Origin of the sequence: Mycobacterium asiaticum DSM 44297 (assembly GCF_000613245.1) — a bacterium.
GTDB lineage: Bacteria > Actinomycetota > Actinomycetes > Mycobacteriales > Mycobacteriaceae > Mycobacterium > Mycobacterium asiaticum.
In genome coordinates this window covers 1761819-1786617 of sequence record NZ_HG964937.1, presented here as the reverse complement: position 1 = coordinate 1786617, position 24799 = coordinate 1761819, and the positions used below count along the sequence as shown (strand labels likewise).

General features: G+C 66.2%; 17 protein-coding genes and 2 pseudogenes. 9 read left to right on the top strand and 10 right to left on the bottom strand.

From position 1 onward, the window contains the following. The first annotated feature begins 27 nt into the window (after positions 1-27). Positions 28-585, top strand: a complete 558-nt coding sequence (locus BN972_RS18550) for a dihydrofolate reductase family protein (RefSeq protein WP_036360499.1) — start codon at positions 28-30, stop codon at positions 583-585. Here the strand turns inward: BN972_RS18550 and BN972_RS18545 are convergent. After that, the gene (locus BN972_RS18545; protein WP_235192492.1) at positions 560-1390 is read right to left on the bottom strand and encodes a pyridoxamine 5'-phosphate oxidase family protein; all 831 of its coding nucleotides are present in this window, start codon (positions 1388-1390) and stop codon (positions 560-562) included. The two genes, BN972_RS18550 and BN972_RS18545, sit on opposite strands and share 26 nt — an antisense overlap. A 278-nt stretch (positions 1391-1668) precedes the next feature. Between BN972_RS18545 and BN972_RS18540 the strand changes: the two genes are divergently transcribed. Beyond that, positions 1669-2097, top strand: coding sequence for a response regulator (locus BN972_RS18540; protein WP_036360497.1), 429 nt, complete (start codon positions 1669-1671; stop codon positions 2095-2097). A 13-nt stretch (positions 2098-2110) separates the two neighbouring features. On the opposite strand, the gene BN972_RS18535 is transcribed toward BN972_RS18540, so the two are convergent. Genes BN972_RS18535 through BN972_RS18520 form a run of 4 tightly spaced genes read right to left on the bottom strand, consistent with a single transcriptional unit; the run spans position 2111 to position 4430 of the window. After that, positions 2111-2659, bottom strand: a complete 549-nt coding sequence (locus BN972_RS18535) for a thioredoxin family protein (RefSeq protein ID WP_036360495.1) — start codon at positions 2657-2659, stop codon at positions 2111-2113. Between the two features lie 5 nt (positions 2660-2664). Beyond that, a complete protein-coding gene (locus tag BN972_RS18530; RefSeq protein WP_235192491.1) occupies positions 2665-3036 on the bottom strand; it encodes a DUF3253 domain-containing protein in 372 nt (123 codons plus the stop codon). Positions 3037-3041: 5 nt separating this feature from the next. Continuing rightward, positions 3042-3845: a transglutaminase-like domain-containing protein gene (locus tag BN972_RS18525; RefSeq protein WP_036360493.1), complete on the bottom strand. Its 804-nt coding sequence runs from the start codon at positions 3843-3845 to the stop codon at positions 3042-3044. Between the two features lie 57 nt (positions 3846-3902). Next, on the bottom strand, positions 3903-4430 hold the full coding sequence (locus BN972_RS18520) for a DUF5994 family protein (RefSeq protein ID WP_235192490.1): 528 nt from the start codon (positions 4428-4430) through the stop codon (positions 3903-3905). Positions 4431-4778: 348 nt separating this feature from the next. Between BN972_RS18520 and BN972_RS18515 the strand changes: the two genes are divergently transcribed. After that, on the top strand, positions 4779-4982 hold the full coding sequence (locus BN972_RS18515) for a cold-shock protein (RefSeq protein ID WP_036360491.1): 204 nt from the start codon (positions 4779-4781) through the stop codon (positions 4980-4982). Between the two features lie 280 nt (positions 4983-5262). Continuing rightward, entirely contained in the window at positions 5263-5709 is a 447-nt protein-coding gene (locus BN972_RS18510; RefSeq protein ID WP_036360490.1) for a DUF5994 family protein, read from the top strand. Positions 5710-5723: 14 nt separating this feature from the next. Here the strand turns inward: BN972_RS18510 and BN972_RS18505 are convergent, their stop codons facing one another. The 4 genes from BN972_RS18505 to BN972_RS18490 form a co-directional block, all read right to left on the bottom strand. Then, a complete protein-coding gene (locus BN972_RS18505; protein WP_036360488.1) occupies positions 5724-6410 on the bottom strand; it encodes a hypothetical protein in 687 nt (228 codons plus the stop codon). Between the two features lie 85 nt (positions 6411-6495). Continuing rightward, a complete protein-coding gene (locus tag BN972_RS18500; RefSeq protein ID WP_235192489.1) occupies positions 6496-7305 on the bottom strand; it encodes a peptidoglycan recognition protein family protein in 810 nt (269 codons plus the stop codon). After that, the gene (locus BN972_RS18495; RefSeq protein ID WP_036360486.1) at positions 7302-8858 is read right to left on the bottom strand and encodes a succinic semialdehyde dehydrogenase; all 1557 of its coding nucleotides are present in this window, start codon (positions 8856-8858) and stop codon (positions 7302-7304) included. The genes BN972_RS18500 and BN972_RS18495 overlap by 4 nt, the downstream gene beginning before the upstream one ends. A gap of 51 nt (positions 8859-8909) precedes the next feature. Next, entirely contained in the window at positions 8910-9926 is a 1017-nt protein-coding gene (locus tag BN972_RS18490; RefSeq protein WP_036361267.1) for a TIGR03617 family F420-dependent LLM class oxidoreductase, read from the bottom strand. Between the two features lie 63 nt (positions 9927-9989). Here BN972_RS18490 and BN972_RS18485 point away from each other — a divergent pair, with 63 nt between their 5' ends. Beyond that, positions 9990-11795, top strand: a complete 1806-nt coding sequence (locus BN972_RS18485) for an N-acetylglutaminylglutamine amidotransferase (protein ID WP_036360484.1) — start codon at positions 9990-9992, stop codon at positions 11793-11795. Then, on the top strand, positions 11792-13603 hold the full coding sequence (ngg, locus tag BN972_RS18480) for an N-acetylglutaminylglutamine synthetase (protein ID WP_036360483.1): 1812 nt from the start codon (positions 11792-11794) through the stop codon (positions 13601-13603). The genes BN972_RS18485 and ngg overlap by 4 nt, the downstream gene beginning before the upstream one ends. Here ngg and BN972_RS18475 read toward each other — a convergent pair. Beyond that, positions 13521-13994, bottom strand: a complete 474-nt coding sequence (locus BN972_RS18475) for a DUF6632 domain-containing protein (protein WP_036360481.1) — start codon at positions 13992-13994, stop codon at positions 13521-13523. The genes ngg and BN972_RS18475 overlap by 83 nt on opposite strands. Before the next feature lie 468 nt (positions 13995-14462). Between BN972_RS18475 and BN972_RS18470 the strand changes: the two genes are divergently transcribed. From BN972_RS18470 to BN972_RS31240, 3 genes and pseudogenes are all read left to right on the top strand, one after another. After that, positions 14463-14687, top strand: coding sequence for an MbtH family protein (locus BN972_RS18470; RefSeq protein WP_036360479.1), 225 nt, complete (start codon positions 14463-14465; stop codon positions 14685-14687). Positions 14688-14691: 4 nt separating this feature from the next. After that, a pseudogene (locus tag BN972_RS31245) lies at positions 14692-23988 on the top strand (amino acid adenylation domain-containing protein); the annotation flags it as partial. Then, a pseudogene (locus BN972_RS31240) lies at positions 23971-24750 on the top strand (AMP-binding protein); the annotation flags it as partial. The pseudogenes BN972_RS31245 and BN972_RS31240, both read left to right, overlap by 18 nt. Positions 24751-24799: the final 49 nt, after the last annotated feature.

Here is a 24799-nt window from a genome sequence, read left to right as displayed (position 1 = left end):
TGCAGGGAACGAGAAGTCAGCCTCTGTATGCGCTCACTGATCATCACCCAGAACATCACGCTGGACGGTTCGATCGAGATGCTCGAGGACTGGTTCGATCCGATGTTCCAAGACGACGAGTTGATAGCCGAGGTGCGTCGACAGGATGAAACCGCCGATGCCCTCTTATTGGGCCGGCAGACATTCGAGGATTTCCGGAGCTACTGGCCGGGCCAGACCAACGACCCGACCGGTGTCGCCGACTACATCAACAGCGTCGCCAAATACGTGGTGACCGGCACGCTGACCGATCCGCGGTGGGACAACTCGACAATCCTGGCCGGCGATGCCCTGCACGCCGTCGAAACACTCAAAGCAGCACCGGGTGGCGACATCGTCATCACCGGCAGCATCACCCTGTGCCACTCAGTGATCCTCGCCGGCCTGGTCGACGAGTACCGGCTTTTCGTTTATCCGTACGTCCAGGGCCGGGGTCGAAGGTTGTTCCCCGACGGCACAATCCTTCGCGGATTTCAACCGACTGGCGCCCCGAGGACGTTTCCGAGCGGTGTGACCTTGGTCAGCTGGGCCGCTCCGCCCTCATGACAGTCGAATTGCCCAGCGCGACAACGGAATCAACCTGAAAGCGGACACCCCGCGCCGCGCCATCGGCACCGGGCCCGTGAGGAATATTCCACTGCACCTGCGCCCGCCCCGAGACGTGCAACGAGGCACCATTTACGAAATCGACGAACAACAGGGCCGCTTCGTCGTCGACCGAAAGATTCCCGAAGCTGTTGAACATGTTGTTGCCAGGGTAATCCGGCCACCACAGCCGACCGGGGGAGTCGACGCGGACGAAGCCGGGTGGCCCGCCCCGATGGGATGCGTCGTTGCCGCGGGTGGGGTGGGTGGTGCCCAGGAAGAAGGTGTCCGCCCCAGCGATGAGCGCCCGGTCGGACTCGCTCAGCGATAGCACGTGCCGCACACCGGCTGGCGGTGCTGACCTGAGCGTCGGCACGTCGACGGTGCGAGGGTGAATGTACTGCGGGCAGTTGCCGAATGCCTGGTCGATCTGCACAAGCAGGCCGGTGGAGTCGGCGGCGGCGAGGACACCGTTGAGGCGCATCCGTCGTCGGGCGGCGAAGTCGATTGCGATCATGCCGACCTGTTGGCCGGCGGGGATTCCGTCCAGCGGGTCGCCGTCCCGAAACCTGCTTCTGACGTGCAACGAGTCGCCAAGGCCCTGAAGGAATCCCGCAGCGGCGACCAGCGGCGAGGTCCACAGCCGACCTTCGTGGTCACGCGCCGTCAATACCGCAAACGTCTGCTGGGCAAGGAACTTGGCAGCACCCGATGACAGTGTGGCGTGGCCGAGCATGCCCTCCAGCCGCTGGGCGACCTTCGACACCGGCCAGGCGTTGCGCCGCGAGCTCGCCCTCGTGGAATCCGGTTGTGGCCATCTCGAAGTCCTTCCGCCGGCGCACTCAAGCCCACCCGGCAACGCTGCGCGCAGGATCCGCATTCCCACCTTGGGCGCGGCCTGCGGCAAACCGTTATGGTGAGCCGGGTACTCGCGCTATGCATAAGTACCGTGAAGCTGTCGATGTTGAGCATCAGCACCTATGGCGAGTTTCGAACGGCAGGCTCAGTAAACTTCGCCGGCCGTCACGCGGAAGGGTGTGCCTGATGCCGATCGACGTGCTGCTCATCGAGGACGACGCCGGGGATGAGTTGATCACCCGGGAAGCGTTCGAGCATCATCGGATCGCCGACACGCTGCATGTGGTGCGCGATGGCGCCGAGGGTTTGGACTTCCTTTACCGGCGCGGCAGCCACCGCAGCGCTCCGCGTCCGGATCTGATCCTGCTCGACCTCAACCTGCCCAAATACAACGGGCAGCACGTCTTGCGAACGGTGAAATTCGACCCGGATCTGCAGCACATTCCGGTCGTCGTGCTGACCACCTCATCGGCTCAGGAAGACATAGCCCGCAGTTACGAATTACACGCCAACGCCTACGTCACCAAGCCCGTCGACCTCGATCAGTACCTCGACGCCGTCCGGCGGATCGACCAATTTTTCGTTCAGGTGGTGCGGTTACCGCCGCGCAACTGACCGGCGATGCTGCTCAGCGCCACTTGATGCCGCACCCGATCGACGGCCGCTGATCGGGATCGACCGGCCGTCCGGCCAGGATGGCGTCTACCGCCGCGCGGACGTCGGCCGCGGTCACGGGCAGACCGTTCTTCGGACGGGAATCGTCGAGTTGACCGCGGTAGGCGAGCCGTCGCTCCCCGTCGAAGACGAAGGTGTCGGGCGTGCACGCCGCGGAGAAGGCGCGGGCGACGTCCTGCGTCTCGTCGTAGAGGTACGGGAACGTCCAGCCGTGTCGCCGTGCTTCCGCCACCATCTGCTCAGGCCCGTCCTGCGGGTAGGTAACGACGTCGTTGCTGGAAATGGCGACCATCGGAACACCTTGATCGGCGAGGTCTCGACCGAGTTCGGCCAGCGCCGCCGCCACGTGCTGGACGTACGGGCAGTGGTTGCAGATGAACGTCACGACCAGGGCCGGGCCAGTCAGGTCGTCCAGGCTCACCGTGGAGCCCGTGGCCGGATTGGGGAGCGTGAAAGACGGCGCGGTGGTGCCCAGCGGGAGCATCGTCGATTCGATGGCCATGGCCCTCAGCGTACGTCCGTGTCGCCCGTGCGCCGAGTCGTGATCCGGATGGGACCGCTCCATGTGCCGCCGGGCCGGAGCACTTCGCCGCCCTGGGTGATTACTACGTCGCCGGCAGCGGCCAGCTCCCGCGCCAGTTCACGGGCTGCGGGCATCAGGGCGCGCCATTCTTGGCCACCGACCGCTCGAGCCGCATCGGAGGGGCAAATACTGCTCTCGGGTCCGCGGTGCTCGGCGAGGGCCAGGATCGATGCCCTCAGGCGCTGTCTGATCGGCCCGTTGCCCAGAGCGATTTCGGCGTCGGTGGCGCCCCGGCCGCCGTGGTCACCAACCCGCTTCAACTCCGCGCGCAACCGGTGGGTCATCTTCTCAGTCAAGCACCTCAGGTGATTGATACCAGTTGGTCGATGGAGTCTTTCGGCAATTCGCCGTCGACTATCGCTGTCACCGACAAACTCTTCAGGTTGATGGCGCCCTTGTGGTTGTCCAGAAACGCGGTGTCGGTAGCGTCGCGACCGGTGGCGATGCGCACCAGTGACTGTCTTGGAGCCAACAGGGTTCCGTCGACGACACGCCACCGGCCGTCCACGTACGCTTCGGCAACCGCGTGAAAGTCCATCGGACATAGGCCTGGCGCGTACGCCGAAACCATGCGGGCCGGGACTTTCACCGCCCGTAGCAGCGCCACCGCCAGGTGGGCGAAGTCGCGGCAAACACCGGCGCCGGACAATAGAGTCTCTACCGCGCCGTCGATCGGATCGCTGTAGCCTGGCACGTAATTCAGCCGGGTGCCCACCCACAGCGAAACCCGCTCCAGCAGCGTTGCCGAATCGGCGATATTACCGAATTCCGTTGCGGCGAAGCCGTATAACTTATCCGCCTCGGCGTACCGGCTGGGGCGCAGATACATCGACAAGTCGTGTTCGGTCACCGGGGCAGGATCGGTGCCACCGACTATCGTCGCCGAATAACTGACGTTCAGCGTGCCGACCGGTACTTCCATCTTGTGGATGCGGTTGCCGTGCATTCCGCTGATCTCCCGCGGATGAACGGGGCTCTCGTCCAATTCGAACGAAAGGTACTCCCACACCTCGGTGTTCGGGTGTGGCGCCACGGCAATCTGAAATTCCAGAGTCGTCGGGGCGATGATCTCGACCTGCAGGTCGGCGCCGACTTCACGCCTCATGGCTAATCCCCTTGCTGGACAACTGTTTCATCGTGCATGCGGGGACGACGCCGGGATTCAGACGATCACTGAGGGATGTGTGTCACCGACCGGTGTCTGCGTGGGCAGGCCCAATTGCTGAAACCACAGCGCGCACTCCGCTCGGGCGGCACACACGATCTCGTCCGCGGTTCGAAACTCACGCCGGTCGGCTTCGGCAGGCAGCACTGGAAGCTCCGCCACCTGACGCATCACGGCGACGGCAAGAGGACTGGAAGTTCGGCACGGTACCACCAGGAGAGCCGCTGATGCTCGGGCCCCAGAGATCGTCATCAGACGCTGGTGACCGACCACCCGGGTGGTAGCCATCTTCGTGACGTGGTTCAGTGCGTCGAGGTCGGGCGAACCCGCCAACGAAGACCAGTTGATGGAGATGGCACAAATTTCCCCCAGGCGGGGGGAGATGGCGCCGATCAACTCGGGAAGTTCGCCGGCGATCGATGCCGTATGTGGCCACCAGGCACCGTTCAGTGGTCCGCCGAGGTCCCTCGACAGCACAAGGCGGACCGGGCTGGCCAGGCGACGAGTGCGTACGGCTCGATTCATGGCGTCAACATCAGCTCGACATGGGGTGCCGTCCACCGCTTGCCCGGCAGGCCGTCAAATAACGAAAAATGTTCTGTCACAAAATCCTCCATTCGCGCCGATCCGGCACCTGACGTGCGGATCAACAAACGAAACCAATGACAGATGTCGTCCGGTTTGGCTGCGACGGGGACCAGTGTTGGCTACGCGTGTTACCTCCAACGATACACGAGCGAGGAAATAAATTGTCGCTCAATACATTTCTGACCACCGCAATTGTGCACTCCGGGATCTGCGCGGTGCTTGTGCCGTGATACCCTCGTGCAGGATGTTTTTGGTACATCCATTCCAATGAAAGAAGTTGAAGGTATGACACAGGGAACTGTGAAGTGGTTTAACAGCGATAAGGGCTTCGGCTTCATCGCTCCCGACGGCGGCGCCGAGGACGTGTTCGTCCACTACTCGGAAATCAGCGGCAGCGGGTATCGGTCACTTGAGGAGAACCAGCGGGTTCAGTTCGAGGTCGGCCAAGGCGCGAAGGGTCCCCAAGCCATGGGAGTTACCACCATCTAGCTTGATGTTGGCACGGTTGGGCTGGCAGGATGCGTCCTGCCAGCCCGTTTCATTTGGATTTCCGCCATCGCTCTGATCTGAGATTCCCCGCGGCGCAATAGATCTCACTATCTCCGGGCACCTACTCTGCAGGGAAAACAGCGAATGCGCACGAAAATTGCCCCCGGGTAAGCGAATTCAGGGTAGGATTGATTCATCGGCGGTTTCTGCCCGCGACCATCTTTGGTCGCGTCGTCGCTGATGTAACTGGCCGATTCACGGCCGAGAACAGGAGCGTCGAATGACGCGACAACGGGGCCAGGTGGTCCCCGGATCGAAACACACATCGCCCAATGAAACGCCGCGACTGCGGCTGAAGCCGAAGGCTCCCACCACGGGGTACGTCGACGGAGCATGGTGGCCACACAGCGACAACCTGGTGGCGGAAGCCCCAGACCTGCTGGCGGTCCTGGCGGTGCGCCTGGGCCCCATCGACCGTGTGGTGTACAACATCACCGAATGGGCGCAAGCGCCGTCCAAGATGCTCGTCGGCTCACGGAAGGTCCGGCTCTCGGGATACTACCGACAGCCGATCAATACCATCGAAGTGCTCGGGGCGTACACCAAGATCGTCCTGCTGGTGGTTCCGGCTGCCACTGACCCTGATTTTGCACACGGCGCGATGATGGCCGCAGCGTCACCGAATGACGTCTCGACAGTCGATTCGCTGCTCGCCGCATCGTCCTAGGCGGTGTCGGTCGGTCAGTCCGGCGGCGCCGGCGTCATCGATCCAATGAAGTATGTTTCACGCCCGGTCGGGTACCCACCGCCGTTGGTCGCGATGTGGACATGGTCGTAATGATTGAGGGTCTCGTTGCCCAGGTCCGCGGTCCAACTCCCCGAGCGGATGCCGAGGTAGATCTTCTGCCGCCAGATGACGTGATCGATACCCCAGCGCTTGGCATTGGCCAGGGCCAATCCGGCGATCTGATCACCGAGCGCGATGCCCTCCGGGCTGCTGTGGTCCGGGATCATCACGTCGATCGCCAACCCGTTCGGATGCCACCGTAGAGCATCTTGCCGGAACCCGCCGATGGTCTTGATCTCCGGGAAAAGCACACTGATGGCGCGGGCGGCCCAGATGGTCTTGATCTGCAACCCCGACTCGGGCGCGACGCCCGCTGGCAACGCGATCTGGAAGTCCTGAGCTGCCATCGGTGCGTTTCCGGCCAGCATCGCCGCCTCGGCGGCACTGGCGATCTGCGGGCCGTTGGGCGGCGGCGTGCTGCTCTGCTGGCTGGTCGGGGGTGCGGCGGTAGGGGTATCGGTGGTGCAGCACGGCGCCTTGGGCTTGATGCCTTGGGCGTAGATCATGGCGGCCGACAGCACCAGCGAGGCCACGATTGCCAGCACGCGTCCCCAAGTCTTGGTTGACGCGACTTTGCCCACGCAAGCACTCTAGTGTCAGATGGGGCCAATGTGGCAGTGTTTGTCGGTTGTTCGAAGGTTTTTTCTGGGCCCGGGGACACTCGGGTCAGCGGCCCGCTTCGATTCCGGCGACCACCTCGGTGGCGGGCGCGCCGCAATTCCGTTGCAGATCCACGGGGCCGGCGGCCAACAGGCTATCGACGCGCCGCTTCAGGCTTCCCGACGTGAGCTGGGCATAAAGATTCGCGCCCGGACACGAAGTCGTCGGCGCGAAGTCGCGGTGGCTGGCCAGGGTGTCCGTGGAAACACCGAATCTTTGTGCGGCCCATGCGAATACGATGGCGGTCCCCCGGAGTTGCGCTTCGGAGATGGCTTCGGTGTCGAAATCGCCCTCGCACAGGACCAGGAAGTGGCCGGTCGGGTCGTAGTCGGTAGCCGTGTCGCCCACCAATTCCGTTGCCCGAAGCTCGTAGATGTTGCCGTTGCGGTCGACGCTGACGTGATACGCGATGTCGATCCACCCGTGCTGGTCCTGGTGGTAGCGCTGGTGCTGGCGCAGCCGGGCGGGCGCATTGCGGTTGTCGCCCAGAACGACTCCCGAGTGGTGCAGTGTCAGCCTGGTGATGGTGTGTGGCGTGCCGCCGGGACGGGCCGGGCGGGCTCCCCAGGCGTCCCGGCACAGTAGCGCGGCCGAGGTGGCGGCCGGCGCCGGTGCGGGAGCCGGTGCGGGCGGTGGAGCAGGCGCCGCACTGGTGGGTGCCGTGGGGGCGGGGCCGGCGGCACTGGTCGTGCTGGGACCGAGGCTGGGACGTGCGGTCGCGCAGCCGGCGACGACGCCAGACAGTGCGCCGCCGCCCACCAGCTGCAGCAGCCGCCGCCGGCTCACCGCATCGCGATGCTCCGCCGGTCGGCTCACTTTCGACCGGGCAGCTTCATGACGGTCCGCACGATCGGCAACAGCGACTTCTGCCAGAGGGTCGATGGAAGACCCAGCGGCGGATCGAGATTGAACACCCGCGCGGTGGCGATGGTCTGCGATTCGGTGTACTTCAGCAGGCCTTCGGGACCGTGCCTGCGCCCAACCCCGGAAATGCCCATGCCGCCCATCGGCGCGCTGAGACTGCCCCAGGCGAATGCGTAGCCCTCGTTGACGTTCACCGTTCCCGAGCGAAGCCGGGCGGCGATGTCCTCGCCCTCCGCGCTGGAGCCGGCCCATACGCTGGCGTTGAGCCCGTACTCGGTGTCGTTGGCCTTCTCGACGGCCTCGTCCACGTCGGCGACCGGGTAGATCGAAACCAGCGGCCCGAACGTCTCGTTGGCGGCGCATTCCATTTCGGGCGTGACGTCGGTCAGCACGGTCGGCTCGTAGAACAGGGGGCCGATGTCGGGTCGCGCCTTGCCGCCCGCAATCACCTTGGCGCCCTTCGATGTTGCGTCCTTCACGTGATCGGTGACGGTGTCCAGCTGGTCCTTGGAGATCATGCTGCCCATGTCGACGGAGAAGTCGTAGGAGGTGCCCAGCTTCATGTTGCGCACGGCTTCGCCGAACTTGCGAATGAAGTCGTCGGCGATGTCCTTCTCCACGTAGATCCGCTCGATGGAGATGCACAGCTGGCCGGCGTTGGAGAAGCAGGCGCGCGTGGCGGCCTTGGCGGCCTTGGTCAGGTTCGCCCCGCGCGTCACGATCATGGCGTTCTTCCCACCGAGTTCGGCGGAGAAACCGATCAGCCTGCGCCCCGCCTGCTCGGCCAGATGGCTGCCGGTCTGCGACGAGCCGGTGAACATCAGATAGTCGCAGTTCTCGGTGATCGCGGTGCCCACCACCGAGCCGGGGCCGGGCACGACCGCGTAGAGCGCCCGGGGAAGGCCGGCTGTGTACAACAGCTCGGCACAGGCGAGCGCACAGTACGGGGTTTGGCTGTCCGGCTTCAGGACCACCGCATTGCCGGCCAGCAGGGCGGGCACCGAGTCCGACGCCGTCAGGGTCATCGGGTAATTCCACGGTGAGATCACGCCGACTACGCCCTTCGGCTGGTAGCAGACCGTCGTCTTACCGACCGCCGGCAGCAGCGACTGCACCTGCTGCGGCTTGAGCAGGTCGGCGGCGACACGCACGTAGTAGTTCGCGTTCGCCATCAGGTCGACGATTTCCTCTTGCGCCGCCCACCGGGCCTTGCCGGCCTCGGCCTGCAGCAAATCCATCAGAAAGTCGCGGTTCTCGATGACCAGGTCGCGGTACCGGCGAATGACCTCGATCCGGTCCACCACCGGGCGCTTGGCCCATTCCGCCTGTGCCGCCCGGGCCTCGGCGAATGCCGCGGCGACGTCGTCGGCCGTGGCGATCGGGATCGTGGTCAGCGGTTTGCCGGTGAAGACCTCGTCGATCGTCTTGGTCGGGCGCTCGGAGACGTCCTTGATCGCGGCGAGTTGACGCAGGCGGTCGAAGACCTCGGCGGTTGGTGCAGGCATTTCGCTACCTCTCGGAGAAGCACAGGCATCTTGCCCTCAGCGTATAGCCGTTCAGCCGGCCGATATGCGTCGCGCGATTTCGCCGTACCGTTCGAAACGCTCCGAGTCGCCCAGCGCGTTGTACAGCACCAGCCGCGTGGCGGTGCCGGCGTACTTGGCCACCAGCGCGTCCGCCAGGCCGTCCCAGGTCGACTCGGTGGCGAAGGTGGCGATGTGGTCGTCGCTGACCTGGGCGGCCATCCCCGCGAAGTCGCCAGCCTTCTGCCGCTCGCGGATGCGGGCGGTGGTGCCCTCGAATCCCGCCTCGTCCAGGATGAATGCGTAGTTGGGTGTGCTCGCGTAGAAGCTGAGGCTGGAGCGCACCAGCTCCCGCTCGTTGCGGCGCTCCTCCTCGGTGTCGCCGACGATGGTCATGACGGGCACGATGACTGCGATGTCGGACGCCGGGCGGCCCGACTTCTCGGCCCCGGCGGCGACGTTCGGGACGACGTGGCGCGCCAGATACCCGGGTTCGCCGAGTGGATGAATGTGGACCCCGTCGGCGACTTCGCCGGCCATGCGCAACATCCACGGATTCACCGCCGCAACGTCGACCTTGGGGTCGGGCGCCTCGATCGGCCCGGCGCTCCACTGCGGTGTGATGAAGTCCAGTTGATAGAACTCGCCGTGATGATCCAGTTTGCCCGTCCGGAACGCGGTGAAGCAGGCCTTCACGGCACGCACGTAATCCCGAAGCCGCGGACCGGGACGCTCGAATGGCATCCCATAGCGCCGCACGACATGGGTGCGCACCTGCGTGCCGAGGCCCAGCCGGAAGTTGCCATTGCTCGCCTCCTGCAGCTCCCACGCAGTGGCCGCGGTCACGAACGGACTGCGCGGAAAGGCAACGGCCACGCCGGTGGACAGGGCCAGACCCGGTGCCGCGGTGGCGGCGACGGCGGCGTTGAGGTAGGCGGTACGCCCGGTTTCGGTGAACAGCAGACCGGAGAATCCGGCGGCCTGCGCACGCTTGGCGACATCGCCGATCCGCGACAAGGGCTGCGGGACGGTCATCAGGTCTACCTGCACGGTCGAACGGTACATCTCGCCCACCGCGCGCGTGTTCGCGGCGACACCCGTATCGTCGAAATTGTGTGTGGAGCCGCTGGTGAAGTGCGACTTGATGACCAGGTGCCCGACGTGGGCGCAGTGGCAGCGATGGCTGCCGTGCTGGCACCCCGGGGGCCTGACGGGGCGGGTGCGTGGTCCCAGGGTCGGGTAGCGCTGGGCCATCGCCGCCTCAGCATCATCGACCTGTCCGAAGCGGGTGCTCAGCCCATGGTGGACGCCGAACTGGGCTTGACGATCGCCTGGAACGGCTGCATCTACAACTACAAGGAGCTGCGGTCCGAGCTCGAGGGACATGGCTACCGGTTCTTCTCGCACAGCGACAGCGAGGTGCTGCTGAAGGCCTACCACCGGTGGCGCGACGACTTCGTCAGCCACCTGATGGGCATGTTCGCGTTCGCCATCGCCGAGCGGGACACCGGCCGCGTGCTGTTAGGCCGCGACCGGCTGGGCATCAAGCCCCTGTACCTGGCGGAGGACGCGCACCGGATCCGGTTCGCGTCCTCGCTGCCGGCGTTGCTGGCCGGTGGCGGCGTGGACACCCGGATCGACCAGGTCGCACTGCACCATTACATGACGTTCCACTCGGTGGTGCCGGCTCCGCTAACCATCCTGCGCGGCGTCCGCAAAATTCCGCCGGCGTCGCTGCTCGCGATCGAACCCGACGGTCGGCGCAACAGCACCACCTACTGGACGCCTGACTTCACCCGGCGCACCGACCGCTGCGACTGGACGGAAACCGACTGGGAAGACGCGGTGCTGGAGTCCTTGCGCACCGCCGTGAAGCGGCGCCTGGTCGCCGATGTGCCGGTCGGCTGCCTGCTGTCCGGGGGCGTGGACTCCAGCCTGATCGTCGGCCTGCTCGCCGAGGCCGGCCAGCACGGCCTGTCAACCTTCTCCATCGGCTTTGAGTCGGCGGGCGGCGTCGAGGGTGACGAGTTCAAGTGGTCCGACATCGTTGCCGAGCGCTTCGACACCAATCATCACCAGATCCGGATCGGCACCGAGCGGATGCTGCCGGCGCTCGCTGGCGCGATCGGTGCGATGAGCGAGCCGATGGTCAGCCACGACTGTGTGGCGTTCTACCTGCTCAGTCAGGAAGTCGCGCGTCATGTGAAGGTCGTCCAGTCCGGTCAGGGTGCCGACGAGGTGTTCGCCGGCTACCACTGGTATCCGCCGATGGGCGGCCCGGCCGCCGGCACCCTCGACGGCGCCGTCGCGACCTACCGCAAGGCCTTCTTCGACCGCGACGCGGCGGGCGTGCGCGCGCTGCTGACCCCTGAGATGGTCGCACCCGACGATCCCAGCGAGCGATTCGTCGCCGACCATTTCGCCAGGGCGCATGCCGATACCGGCATCGACCGGGCGCTGCGGCTCGACACCACGGTGATGCTGGTCGACGATCCGGTGAAGCGAGTGGACAACATGACCATGGCCTGGGGCTTGGAGGGGCGGGTGCCCTTCCTCGACCACGAATTGGTCGAGCTGGCGGCGAGCTGCCCACCGGAGCTGAAGATCGCCCACGACGGCAAGGGCGTGCTGAAACAGGCTGCCCGCAGGGTCATCCCGTCCGCGGTGATCGATCGCCCCAAGGGCTACTTCCCGGTTCCCGCCCTGACCCACCTCGAAGGGCCCTACCTCGACATGGTCCGCGACGCCCTCTACGCACCGGTCGCCAAAGAGCGCGGCCTGTTCCGCGCCGACGCGGTCGAGGCCCTGCTGGCCGACCCGAACCGGAGATTGACCCCGCTGCGCGGCAACGAACTCTGGCAGATCGCGCTACTCGAGATGTGGCTGCAGCAGCACGGCGTCACGGGTGCCGCGGTATGAGCACCAACGGTCCCGCCGCAGAACACGAGGAACACGAGGAACACACCGAAGCCATCACGCTGGCTCTGCACGAGGCGTCGCCGCCCGATCTGTTAGCCGCAATGAAGAAGGACGTTGCGCTCGAATTAGGTTGGGGCCGCATTATTTTCGGTCAGACATTCGCCGACTCCGACACGCTGGCCGAGGTGTTGCGGCAAGAGGCGGTCGGGCGGCGCGACATCTGCATCTACGCCCGCGAGTCACATGTGGTGGTCGCCGGGGCCTCGGCCGAGCTTTTCATCGACCCCAGCCACACCTACCGCCTGCGGTTCACCGGGGACGAGGACCAGTCGGTACCGTCGCCGCCCGCCGCCACGGTACGCACGCTGCGCGACGAGCGCGAGGCCGACGCGATGAATCGCGTCTATGTCCGGTGCGGGATGGTGCCGGCGCCGGTCGAGACGATCTGGCACAACCACCTGAACGTCGAAGCGCTGACCTACTTGGTTGCGGTGCGCGATGACGACGGCGCGGTGGTGGGCACGGTCACCGGTATCGATCACGAGATATTGTTCTCCGATCCGGAGGAGGGGTCCAGCTTGTGGAGCCTGGCGGTGGACCCGGCGGCCGGGCTCCCCGGACTGGGTGAAGCGCTGACCCGGGCGCTGGCCGACCACTTCCGCCGCAAGGGCCGCGCCTACATGGATCTGTCTGTCGCGCACGACAATGCCGCGGCCATCGGCCTCTACGAGAAACTCGGCTTCCGTCGTGTCCCGGTGCTGGCGATCAAGCGCAAGAACGCGATCAACGAGCCGCTGTTCACCCCGCCGCCGGAGACGATCGACGACCTCAACCCCTACGCCCGGATCATCGCCGACGAGGCGTTGCGCCGCGGCATCTGGGTGGAGGTGCTCGACGCCGAGACCGGCGAGATACGCCTGTCCCACGGCGGGCGCAGCATAATCACCCGAGAGTCGCTGTCAGAGTTCACGTCCGCGGTCGCCATGTGCCGTTGCGACGACAAACGCCTGACGCGGCGCCTCGTCGCCGATGTGGGCATCAATGTGGCCCGCGCCCGGCTGGCCACCTTCGACGACGCCGACTACGAATTTCTGACCGAGGTGGGAGAGGTCGTCGTCAAACCCACCCGCGGAGAGCAGGGCAAGGGCATCACGGTGGGGGTCACCGCCGAGAACGGCCCCGGCGAATTGGCGGCCGCCCTGGCGCGGGCTCGGGAACAACACCCCGAGGTGCTGATCGAGCAGCGGATGAAGGGCGACGATCTGCGCCTGGTGGTGATCGACGGCCGGGTCGTCGCCGCCGCGTTGCGGATGCCGCCGGAGGTCATCGGCACCGGCGAGCACAGCATCCGGGACCTGATCGCGTCCGAGAGCCGGCGCCGCTCAGCGGCCACCGGCGGCGAATCGCGGATACCGATCGACGAGATCACCGAGGCGACCGTCGGCGAATCCGGTTGGGGTCTGGACGATGTGCTGCCACAGGGGACCAGGCTGCGTGTCCGGCACACCGCCAATTTGCATCAGGGTGGGACGATCCACGATGTCACCGCACAGGTGAACCCGGAGCTGTGCCGCGTTGCGGTGGCCGCCGCCGAGGCCATTGGCATCCCGGTGACCGGCATCGATCTGCTGGTGCCCGACGTCACCGGCACCGAGTATGTCTTTATCGAAGCCAACGAGCGGCCCGGATTGGCCAATCACGAACCACAGCCCACGGCAGCGGCTTTCATCGATTACCTGTTCCCCGGTCGCCCGGGGCAACCGCCGGCCTGGACTCCGGAGGAGTCGGTGAATTCCGATGCCCACTGAGACCCGAAGCCCGTACCAGCGCCGCCAGGACGGCGGCCACCAGTAACAGCGCGGCGACGTCACCCCACAGGTGCCCCATCTGGTGGTCGCCGTGGAACGACTCGACCGCCATGATCGCCGCGTGCACCATGCTGGACCAGACCGCGAACCAGATCAGACTCAGATGGTTTACCGGGTTGCGCGCGGCGTGGATCAGAAACACCCCGAGGGTGGCGTAGATGCCGACGATCATCATGAAGTAGTCCGAGTGGTGCGGTGGCCCGGGGTGCCATGCCCAGCCCGACGGCCAGATCACCGCAAGCGGGTAGAGAAGCAGCATCACCGCGCCGAAGAGCACTAGTGCCAGTTGCAGAAACTTGTAGGGTTTGGCGGGCGCGGCCGTGGTGGACATGGTGCACTCCTAAATTGTGCTGATAAGCCAGGATTATCCGCCCAAATCGCGGCATTTTGCAGGATCGAAGTCGACCGGTCCGGTCCCGGCGGGCTCGGGTGCACGGCGGCACCGAAACTCCGAAGGGATCAAGCGCTTTCGCGCTCTAATCATGCCGCCGGTCGGGCGAACGCAAGAATTTCGCAAACACTTCGCGAGCAAGTCGCAAGTGCCGGCAAGCAGCCTGGGTGTATCGCCCGGCCACCCGCCGGGCGGACGGAATGGGGAGGTCGACGCGCAACACCGCGACATGAACGTCTGCCGTGAGTTTCACTGATCGGGTACGCGGTACGGACGATTCGGGGGCTTGGTTGGTGCCGAAGTGCAGGTCACCGATGCTATGTTGACGACGCCGGTCCGTGATCGCATGACGGTGCCGCGCTCGCTGGTCTTGCGCTTGACTCATCTGCTGGGTGGTTAGGAGTACGAGTGAGTAACAATCCGTTCGATGACGACAACGGGCGCTTCTTCGTGTTGATCAACGACGAGGAGCAACACAGCCTTTGGCCGACATTCGCCGACATACCGGCCGGTTGGCGGGTTGTCTATGGGGAGGCGGATCGGGCGGCCTGCCTGGAATACGTCGAGCAGAACTGGACTGATATCCGGCCCAAGAGCCTGCGGGACAGGTTGGCACAGGGTACGGGCGCCTGAGTTCTCGGCCGTCCGGGGGTTTGGCGGCAATATGACAACGCTGCGAGGCGAACCCGATACCGGGGCATCGCCGGAACCAGAGAACGCCAACAGCCGTACCGGTTCCATCGAGAAGGTCCTGGCGGACATCTTCGCCCAGGTGCTCGGTGTCGAGTCACACCGGTTGGTCGGCGTCGACGACTCATTCTTCGACCTGGGCGGGGATTCCCTGTCGGCGATGCGGGTGATCGTGGCGGTGAACGCCACCCTGGACGCCGATCTGCGGGTGGGCGCCTTGTTCGACGCGCCGACGGTCGCGCAACTGGCCTCCCGCATCGCTGGGGAATCGGGTCGCCTCAAGCCGCTGCGTGCGGTGCCGCGACCGGCGGTGGTGCCGTTGTCCTTCGCGCAGAGCCGGTTGTGGTTCATCGACCAACTCCAGGGCGCCTCACCGGTTTACAACCGTGCGGTGGCGCTGCGCTTACAGGGGCGGCTCGACACCGAAGCCCTGGCATCGGCGGTCAAAGATGTGGTGGGCCGCCACGAAAGCTTGCGCACCGTGTTCGCGGCCATCGACGGTGTGCCACACCAGGTGGTGATTCCGCTGGCGAGGGCCGACCTTGGTTGGCGGGTGATCGACGCAACGGGGTGGTCGGCGGACCGCCTCGGGTCGGCCATTGAGGAGACGGCACGCTGCTGTTTCGACCTGGCCGCCGAAATCCCCTTTCGCGCAAACCTTTTCAAGGTCAGCGCGGAGGAGCACGTGTTGGTTGTCGTCGTCCACCATATTGCCGGGGACGGCTGGTCGATCGGCGTGCTGGCCAGTGATGTCATCATGGCCTTCACCAGCCGCTGTGCGGGGCAGTCCCCGGACTGGACCGACTTGCCGGTGCAATACATCGATTACACGCTGTGGCAGCGGGAAAACCTGGGCGATCTGACCGATCAGAACAGCCCGCTGGCCGCCCAGGTGCAGTATTGGGAAACCGCGCTGGCGGCGATGCCGCAACGCGTGGAGTTGCCGACCGATCGCCCGTACCCGGCGGTTGCCGACCATCACGGTGACCAGATCGTCGTGGAGTGGCCCGCGGACCTGCAGCGGCGGATCCGCGACCTCGGCCGTGCCCACAACGCGACCAGCTTCATGGTGGTGCAGGCAGCCCTCGCCCTACTGCTGTCCCGGCTGAGCGCTAGTCCCGATGTGGCGGTGGGTTTCCCGATCGCCGGTCGTAGTGACGCCGCGCTCGACGCCCTGGTGGGCTTTTTCGTCAACACCCTGGTGCTGCGGGTCGACCTTTCCGGTGATCCGACCTTCGCCGAGCTGCTCGCCCAGGTGCGGGCCCGGAGCCTGGCCGCCTACGAGCACCAGGACGTGCCCTTCGAGGTGCTCGTCGACCGGCTCAACCCGCCCCGTTCGCGGACCCATCATCCGCTGATTCAGGTGATGCTGAACTGGCAGAACAACGACCCGACCACCGGCTTGGTCGCGGGTGACCTGCAGATCACGCCCATACCGGTCGACACCCACACCGCCCGCATGGATTTGGCGCTCTCCTTGGTGGAGCGCGTCACGGATACCGGTGAGCTGGCCGGCATCGGTGGACGGGTGGAGTTTCGCACCGACGTATTCGACGCGGCCACCATCGCGACACTGATCGTGCGGCTTGCGACGGTCTTGACCGCCGCCACCGCGGATCCGGGCCGGCGGCTCTCATCGATCGACCTGCTCGACGCTGCCGAGCACGAGCAGCTCGCGCGGTGGGGCAACCGGGCGGCCCTGGCCCGGCCAGCACCCGCAGCGGAATCGATTCCGGCGGTGTGGGCCACCCAGGTGTCCCATACCCCTGCGGCAGTGGCGGTCACCTGCGGCGGCCGGTCATGGACCTACCTCGAGATCGAGGAAGCCGCGAATCGGCTGTCGCACCTGCTCGCTCGTTCCGGGGCCGGTCCCGGCACATGTGTGGCCCTGTTGCTGGGGCGATCGGCAGAGGCCATCGTCGCCATCCTGGCCATCCTGAAGACGGGCGCGGCGTATCTGCCCCTTGATCCGGGACTGCCCGAGGCGCGGGTGCAATTCATGATCGGCGACGCAGCGCCGATCGCCGCGGTCACCGGTCCGGGCCTGGCCGGCCGGCTGTCCGGATACGAGCTCACGGTGATCGACGCGGAGGACTCGCGCCTGGATGCATGCCCGAAGACGCCCCTGCCGGTGCCGTCCGCGCAGGAGATCGCCTACGTCATTTACACCTCCGGCACCACCGGGGTGCCCAAAGGCGTTGCCGTTTCCCATCGCAACCTCACCCAGCTGATCATGGCGCTGGACGCCGGGCTGCCTCCGGCTGCCGAACAGGTTTGGTCGCAGTGGCATTCGTACGTCTTCGACTTCTCGGTGTGGGAAATCTGGGGAGCCCTGTTGCGCGGCGGCAGGCTGGTCGTCGTACCCGAATCGGTGGCGTCCTCGCCAGCCGAGTTCGCGGACCTCCTGGTATCCGAGGGCGTCAGTGTGCTGACGCAAACACCTTCTGCGGTCGACCTTTTGCTACCCGAGCAGCTGGAATCGGTTGCGGTGCTGATTGGCGGTGAACCGTGCCCGACCGAGGTGGTCGATCGCTGGGCACCGGGCCGGGTAATGGTCAACGCCTACGGCCCGACCGAGACGACAATCTATGTCGCCCTGAGCGCGCCCCTGGTCGCCGGGACGGGGCCGGTGCCGATCGGGTCGCCGGTCCACGGGGCGGCACTGTTCGTCCTGGACGAGTGGCTGCGTCCGGTACCGCCCGGAGTGGTGGGCGAGCTCTACGTGGCCGGTGCCGGGGTCGGATACGGGTATCTACGCCGAGCCGGATTGACGGCATCGCGGTTCGTGGCCTGTCCGTTCGGCGGCTCGGGGGCACCGGGCGGACGCATGTACCGCACCGGGGATCTGGTGTGCTGGCGTCCCGACGGACAGCTGAATTACGTCGGCCGGGTCGACGAACAGGTCAAAATCCGCGGCTACCGCATTGAATTGGGGGAGGTGCAGGCGGCGCTGGGTGCGCTCGACGGGGTCAAGCAGGCGGTCGTGGTTACCCGCGAAGACCGCCCCGGTGACAAGCGCCTGGTCGGTTACGTCACCCCTACCGGTCCGGGTGCGGTCGAACCCGCCAAGGCGCGCGCGGACCTCGCCGAACGACTGCCCTCCTACCTGGTGCCCACCGTCGTGGTGGTGGACGCGTTACCACTGACGGTCAACGGCAAACTCGACACCGACGCGCTGCCGGTGCCGCAGTACCAGGACGGCGAAAACTACCGCGCCCCGGCGACTCCCACCGAAGAAATCATCGCCGGCATCTATGCACATGTGCTAGGTCTGCCACGGGTCGGCGTCGACGAGTCGTTCTTCGACCTGGGCGGGGATTCGCTGATGGCCATGCGGGTGACGGCCGCGATCAACGCCGCCCTGGGTGCCGCGGTCACCGTCCGTACGCTGTTCGACGCTCCGGCGATCACCCAGTTGATGCCCCGGATCGCGACGGGCGGGCGACGCCCGCTGCCGCTGGCCGCCGCCGAGCGGCCCGCGGCGATACCGTTGTCATTCGCCCAGAATCGATTGTGGATCATCGATCAATTCCAGGGTCCCACACCGGTTTACAACATGGCGGTGGCCCTGCGGTTGAGCGGAGACCTCGACACCGGCGCACTTCGGGCGGCGCTGACCGACGTGATAGACCGGCATGAAAGCCTGCGCACGGTGTTCCCCGCCGTCGACGGGGTGCCGCGACAGGTGGTGCTTGCCACCGAGCGTGCCGACTTCGGCTGGCAGATCCTGGACGCCGCCGGCTGGCCGGCGGACCGGCTGGAGCAGGCGATCGCCGCGACAGCGCGGCGCGGCTTCGACCTGGTCACCGAAATCCCCTTGCGGGCGACGCTTTTCCGGACCGACGAGCGTCAGCACGTGCTGGCGATGGTGGTCCACCACATCGCCGGAGACGGCTGGTCGGTGGGGGTGCTGGCCGCCGACATCGGGGCGGCGTATGTCAGCCGATGTGCGGGTCGAGCCCCGGACTGGGCCGAGCCGGCGTTGCAGTACGCCGATTACACCCTCTGGCAGCGGGCCAGCCTCGGTGATCCGGACGACCGTGGTGGGCCTCTGGCGGCCCAGCTGGAGTATTGGCAGGGTGCGCTGGCCGCGCTTGCGCCGCACTTGGAATTGCCGACCGACCGTCCTTATCCGTTGGTTGCCGACCATCGCGGCGACAAGATCGCAGTGGACTACCCCGCGGATTTGCAACAGCGGATACACACGGTTGCCCACGCCCACGGCGTGACCAGTTTTATGCTGGTGCAGGCCGCGCTGGCGTTGCTGTTATCCCGGCTCACCGGCACCTCCGATGTTCCGATCGGCTTTCCCATTGCCGGTCGTGGTGACCCGGCACTCGATGGCGCGGTCGGGTTCTTCGTCAACACGCTGGTGCTGCGCGTCGACCTGGCCGGGGATCCGACCTTTGCCGACCTGCTGGACCGGGTACGAGCGCGCAGTCTGACCGCGTATGAAAACCAGGACGTGCCGTTCGAGCTGCTGGTCGAGCGCCTCAATCCGGCCCGTTCGTTGACTCATCACCCGCTGGTGCAGGTGATGTTGGCCTGGCAGAACAACATTCCGCCGAAACTTGCATTGGGTGACCTCGACGTCACCCCTGTCCCCGTCGACACGCACACCGCCCGCATGGATCTGGCGTTCTCGTTGGCGGAGCGTTTCCGCGACGGCGGCGAGCTCGACGGGATCGGCGGGACGGTGGAGTTCCGCACCGACGTCTTCGACCCGGCCAGCGTCGAGGCGCTGGTGCGGCGGTTGGCGACAGTACTGGATGCGGTGACGGCTTATCCCAACCGCCGGTTGTCGTCCGTCGACATCCTTGATGCCGGCGAGCGCGCTCGGCTGGACCGCTGGGAAAACCGGGCGGTGCTGACCCAACCCGCACCCCCCGCGATATCCATTCCGGCGGCTTGGGCCAATCAGGTCGCACGCACCCCCACCGCGGTAGCGCTGACCTGCGCCGGGCGTTCGTGGACCTACCGCGAGCTCGATGAGGCATCGAACCGGTTGGCGCATAAGCTCTCCGGCCGCAAGGTTGGGCCGTCCTCGCGGGTGGCGCTGATGTTCTCGCGCTGTGCCGAGGCGATCGTCGCGATGACGGCGGTACTCAAAACGGGCGCGGCGTATGTTCCGATCGACCCGGCGTTGCCGTCGGCCCGGATCGCGTTCATGATCGCCGATGCTGCGCCGGTGGTGGCGCTCACCACCGCCGAGTGGGCCGGCCGGCTGGACGGGCACGCCCTGCCAGTGATCGACGTCGCCGATCCCACGATCGAGGCATGTCCTTCGGCGGCCCTGCCGGCACCGAGCGCCGGTGACGTCGCCTACCTGATCTACACCTCTGGCACCACTGGTGTTCCCAAGGGCGTGGCCATCACCCATCGCAACGTGACCCAGCTGCTACGCGTCACAAGCTTCTTTCAAAGGCGCACCAGCGCACAGTCATTCGCGGCAACCCAATGGCATTCCTATTCCTTCGACGTCTCGGTCTGGGAGATCTGGGGCACCTTGCTGTTCGGCGGCCGACTGGTCGTCGTGCCGGAGGAGGTGGCTGGCTCCCCGGCCGACTTTCGCGCATTGCTGATTTCCGAACGCATCGATGTCCTGACCCAAACGCCCTCTGCGGTAGGGGTATTGGCGACGGACGGGCTTGAAGCCACAGCGTTGGTGGTGGGTGGGGAGGCCTGTCCGACCGCGGTGGTGGACCGTTGGGCGCCCGGCCGGGTGGTGGTCAACGCCTACGGTCCCACCGAGACCACGGTGTACGCGGCGATGAGCGCGCCGTTGGCCATCGATGCAGGCCCGCCCCCGATCGGGTCACCGGTGTCCGGTGCGGCGCTGTTCGTGCTCGACGAGTGGTTGCGGCCGGTGCCGCCCGGCGTGGTGGGTGAGCTCTACGTGGCCGGCCGCGGAGTGGGCATCGGCTACTGGCTCCGGGCTCCGCTGACCGCGGCGCGTTTCGTCGCCTGTCCGCTCACGGGGGCGCCCGGCCAGCGCATGTATCGCAGCGGCGACCTGGTCCGCTGGCGCGGCGACGGCCAGCTCGACTACCTCGGTCGCGCGGACGAGCAGGTCAAGATCCGCGGCTACCGCATCGAGCTGGCGGAGGTACAAGCCGCGCTGGCCGCCGTCCCGGGTGTGACGCAGGCGGCGGTGATCGCCAGGGAAGACCGACCCGGGGACAAGCGCTTGGTGGGCTACGCCACCGGAACTTTCGAGCCGGCCGATGTGCGCAGCGCGCTGGCCGAGCAGTTGCCGACCTACATGGTTCCGGCCGCGATGGTGCGACTCGACGCGTTGCCGCTGACGGTCAACGGCAAACTGGATGCCCAAGCGCTGCCGGCGCCGGAATACCGCCGCCACCAACGGGATCCGGGCAACGCTACCGAGGAGGTCTTGGCCCAGATCTACGCCGAGGTGCTCGGTCTCGACCAGGTGGGCGTCGACGAACCGTTCTTCGAGTTGGGTGGGGACAGCATCCTGGCGATGCAGGTGGTGGCCCGTGCCCGGGCCGCCGGTGTGATCTGCCGGCCACGCGACATTTTCGTCGAACAGACCGTCGCCAAGGTCGCCCAGGCCGCGCATCGAGGTGACGGCGAAGCCGAGGTCGTCGACGAGGGGGTCGGTGACATATTGCCGACGCCGATCATGTGCTGGCTGCGGCAGTTGGACGGCCCGGTCGACCGGTTCAACCAGACCATGGTGCTGCAGGCTCCGGATGAGGCCGGCATGGCGGATGTGACGGCGATGGTCCAGGCGCTGCTGGATCGGCACGCCATGCTGCGGTTGCAGGCCGGGCCGAGGGGAATGACGGTGCCGCAACCGGGTTCGGTAGCGGCCCGCGAGTGTCTGCAAGAGGTCGCCGAATTGACCGAAGGGGTGCTCGCGGAGGCCAGGGCCCGGTTGGATCCGGCACGCGGACGCACTCTGAGCGCGCTGTGGTGCGCTGACGCCGGACAGCTGGCGCTGGTCATTCATCACCTTGCCGTCGATGGGGTGTCCTGGCGAATACTGCTGAGCGATCTGAACATCGCCTGGCAACAGCGCCAGGGCGGCCGGGAAGTAGCGCTGCCAACAGGGGGGACATCGTTCCAGCGGTGGGCCGCGCTGCTGCACGAGCATGCGCAACTGCCCGCCGTCGTCGCCCAAGCCGCCACGTGGCGGGAGCTCCTGGCAACGCCGGCGGCGTTGCCACCCGTCCGGTCGGACACCGATACCTTCGCCGCCGCCGGACATCTGGTGGTGCAATTGGACACCGAGCAGACCCAGCAATTGCTGAGCCAGGTGCCGGCGGCCTTCCATGCCGGTGTTCAGGACATTCTGCTGATCGCGTTTGCGTTGGCGTGGAAGGAGTTTCTGAACAGTACCGATGCGGTAGTCATCGACGTCGAAGGCCACGGCCGGCACGAAGAACTCGGCCCGGCGCTCGATCTATCGCGCACCGTGGGGTGGTTCACCACTAAGTACCCGGTGTCGTTGCGGGTGGGTGAGCTGGATTGGGCGCAGGTGGTGGCGGGCGGGGCGGCGTTGGGTGTGGTGGTCAAGGACGCCAAGGAGCAGTTGCGGGCGCTGCCGGATGGTTTGACGTACGGGTTGCTGCGCTATCTGAACTGCGATGTCGATCTGGACGGGCCGGACCCGGCGATCGGCTTCAACTACCTCGGTCGGTTGGGCGCGCCCGCACCGTCTACCGGGACGGATTGGACTATCGGTCCCCGGCTTGCCGACAGCAACGCCGGTCTGCCAATCACATTGCCCCATAACGTGGAAGTGAATGCCGCCACCGTCGACACCCCCGCCGGGCCCGAGCTGCACGCCGATTGGATGTGGGCGCCGTCGGTGTTGGATCGTGAGCGGGTTGTGCGGTTGGGGGAGTTGTGGTTTGCGGCGTTGGGTGGGATTTGTGCGCATGTGCGCGGCGGTGGGGGTGGGTTGACGCCGTCGGACATTGTGCCGGCGCGGTTGAGTCAGGGTGAGCTCGACGAGTTGGCGGAGCAGTTGCGCATCGCGGATGTGTTGCCGCTGACCCCGATACAGCGCGGGTTGCTCTTCCACGCCGGCACCAGTCAGGGTGACGAATACGCGGTGCAACTGGACTTAGCGGTGATCGGCGCCGTCGACGAAAGGCGGCTGCGGGATGCGGTACAGGCGGTCGTCGACAGGCACCCGAATCTGGTGGCCCGGTTTTGTCCGCAGTTCGATGAGCCGGTGCAGGTGATTCCGGCTGATCCGGTGGCGGTGTGGCGTTATGTCGAATTGGATGCCGGGTTGGACGGGTCCGGTGTTGAGGCCGAGGTTGCGCGGGTGTGTGCTGCCGAGCGTGCGGCGGTGTGTGATCTGGGGCGGCCGCCGGCGTTTCGGGCGGTGTTGATCGGTGTGGGTGGGGATCGGTATCGGTTTGTGTTGACCAATCACCACATTGTGGTCGATGGCTGGTCGATGCCAATTGTGTTGCGCGAGATTTTCGCCGGGTATCAGGGCCAGCGGCTGCCCGCGGCGGTGCCCTACCGCAATTACGTGCGCTGGCTTGCCGACCGCGATCTCGATGCCGCACGCGCGGCGTGGCGCGAATTGCTGGCCGGTTTCGACACCCCCACACTGATCGCACCGCCAGACCGGGGCGGGCCGAACCCGCGCAGGGCAGACCTATTCCGGCTGTCCGAGCGGACCACGCGTGCGGTGGGTGAGTTGGCGCGGGCGTGTCGTACCACGGTGAATACGGTGTTGCAGGGTGCTTTTGCGCAGGTGTTGATGTGGTTGACCGGGCAGCAGGATGTGGTGTTCGGGATCACGGTGTCGGGTCGGCCCGCTGAGGTGGTGGGTGCGGATTCGATGGTGGGGTTGTTGATCAATACGGTGCCGGTGCGGGTGCAGTTGAGTCCGTCGATGACCGCGGTGGATTTGTTGGGTCAGTTGCACCGGGTGCACAACGACACCTTGGAGCATCAGCATTTGGCGTTGACCGAAATCCATCGGCTCAGTGGCCACGACCGACTCTTCGACACCCTCTTCGTCTATCAGAACTTCCCGACCGACGCCGCCGCCCTGTCCGGCGCGGACGGACTGGCCATCACCGAGAAGTCCAGGCACGACTACAACCACTACCCGCTGACGATCCAGGTGCTGCCTGGGGTGGAGTTGGGGTTGCGGGTGGAGTTCGATACCGCGGTGTTGGATGCCGGACGTGTTGGGGTGGTAGTGGATTGGTTCATTCGGGTGTTGGTGGGGATGACCGCCGATCCGCGGTGTCGGTTGGCGGTGCTGGATCTGTTGGGTGCTGGTGAGCATGCGGGGTTGGCGCGGTGGGGTAACCGGGCGGTCTTGGATGAACCCAGCACGAACCCGAACCCGGTGTCGATTCCGCTGTTGTGGGCACAGCAGGTGGCGCGCACGCCGGCGGCGGTGGCGGTCGTGGGGCAGGGTCGGTCGATGACCTATCGCGAGTTGGAGGAGTCCGCGAACCGGTTGGGGCATTTGTTGTCCGGGTTGGGGGTTGGTCCGGGTCAGTGGGTGGGGTTGTTGGTGTCGCGTTCGGCGGCGGCGGTGGTGGCGATGCTGGCGGTGCTCAAGACTGGGGCGGGGTATGTGCCGATCGATCCGGGGTTGCCCGATGAGCGGGTCGATTTCCTGGTGGCCGATGCCGCCCCGAGTGCGGTGTTGACCACCGCGGGGTTGGCGGGGCGGTTGGCCGGGCACTCGGTGGCGGTCATTGATATCGAGGATCCGGGTCTGCGCAGTTATCCCGCTACGGCGTTGCCGCTGCCTTCCGGGGCCGAGGTGGCCTACCTGATTTACACCTCGGGGACCACCGGTGTGCCTAAAGGTGTTGCGGTGAGCCAGCATAACGTGACGCAGCTGTTGGCTTCGATGCGCGCCAAGCTGCCCGCGGGCGGGGTGTGGTCGCATTGGCACTCGCTGGCCTTTGATGTCTCGGTCTTCGAGATCTGGGGCGCCCTGCTGTCGGGGGGACGGCTGGTCATCGTCGAAGAATCCGTGGCCCGCTCACCCGAAGACTTCCACACCCTGCTGGCCACCGAACACGTCACCATCCTCAGCC

Excerpts from the sequence above, each read along its gene's own strand:
- BN972_RS18550 (WP_036360499.1), top strand. The coding sequence starts at position 28 with ATGCGCTCACTGATCATCACCCAGAACATCACGCTGGACGGTTCGATC.
- BN972_RS18540 (WP_036360497.1), top strand. The coding sequence starts at position 1,669 with ATGCCGATCGACGTGCTGCTCATCGAGGACGACGCCGGGGATGAGTTG.
- BN972_RS18535 (WP_036360495.1), bottom strand. The coding sequence starts at position 2,659 with ATGGCCATCGAATCGACGATGCTCCCGCTGGGCACCACCGCGCCGTCT.
- BN972_RS18525 (WP_036360493.1), bottom strand. The coding sequence starts at position 3,845 with ATGAGGCGTGAAGTCGGCGCCGACCTGCAGGTCGAGATCATCGCCCCG.
- BN972_RS18520 (WP_235192490.1), bottom strand. The coding sequence starts at position 4,430 with ATGAATCGAGCCGTACGCACTCGTCGCCTGGCCAGCCCGGTCCGCCTT.
- BN972_RS18515 (WP_036360491.1), top strand. The coding sequence starts at position 4,779 with ATGACACAGGGAACTGTGAAGTGGTTTAACAGCGATAAGGGCTTCGGC.
- BN972_RS18510 (WP_036360490.1), top strand. The coding sequence starts at position 5,263 with ATGACGCGACAACGGGGCCAGGTGGTCCCCGGATCGAAACACACATCG.
- BN972_RS18495 (WP_036360486.1), bottom strand. The coding sequence starts at position 8,858 with ATGCCTGCACCAACCGCCGAGGTCTTCGACCGCCTGCGTCAACTCGCC.
- ngg (WP_036360483.1), top strand. The coding sequence starts at position 11,792 with ATGAGCACCAACGGTCCCGCCGCAGAACACGAGGAACACGAGGAACAC.
- BN972_RS18475 (WP_036360481.1), bottom strand. The coding sequence starts at position 13,994 with ATGTCCACCACGGCCGCGCCCGCCAAACCCTACAAGTTTCTGCAACTG.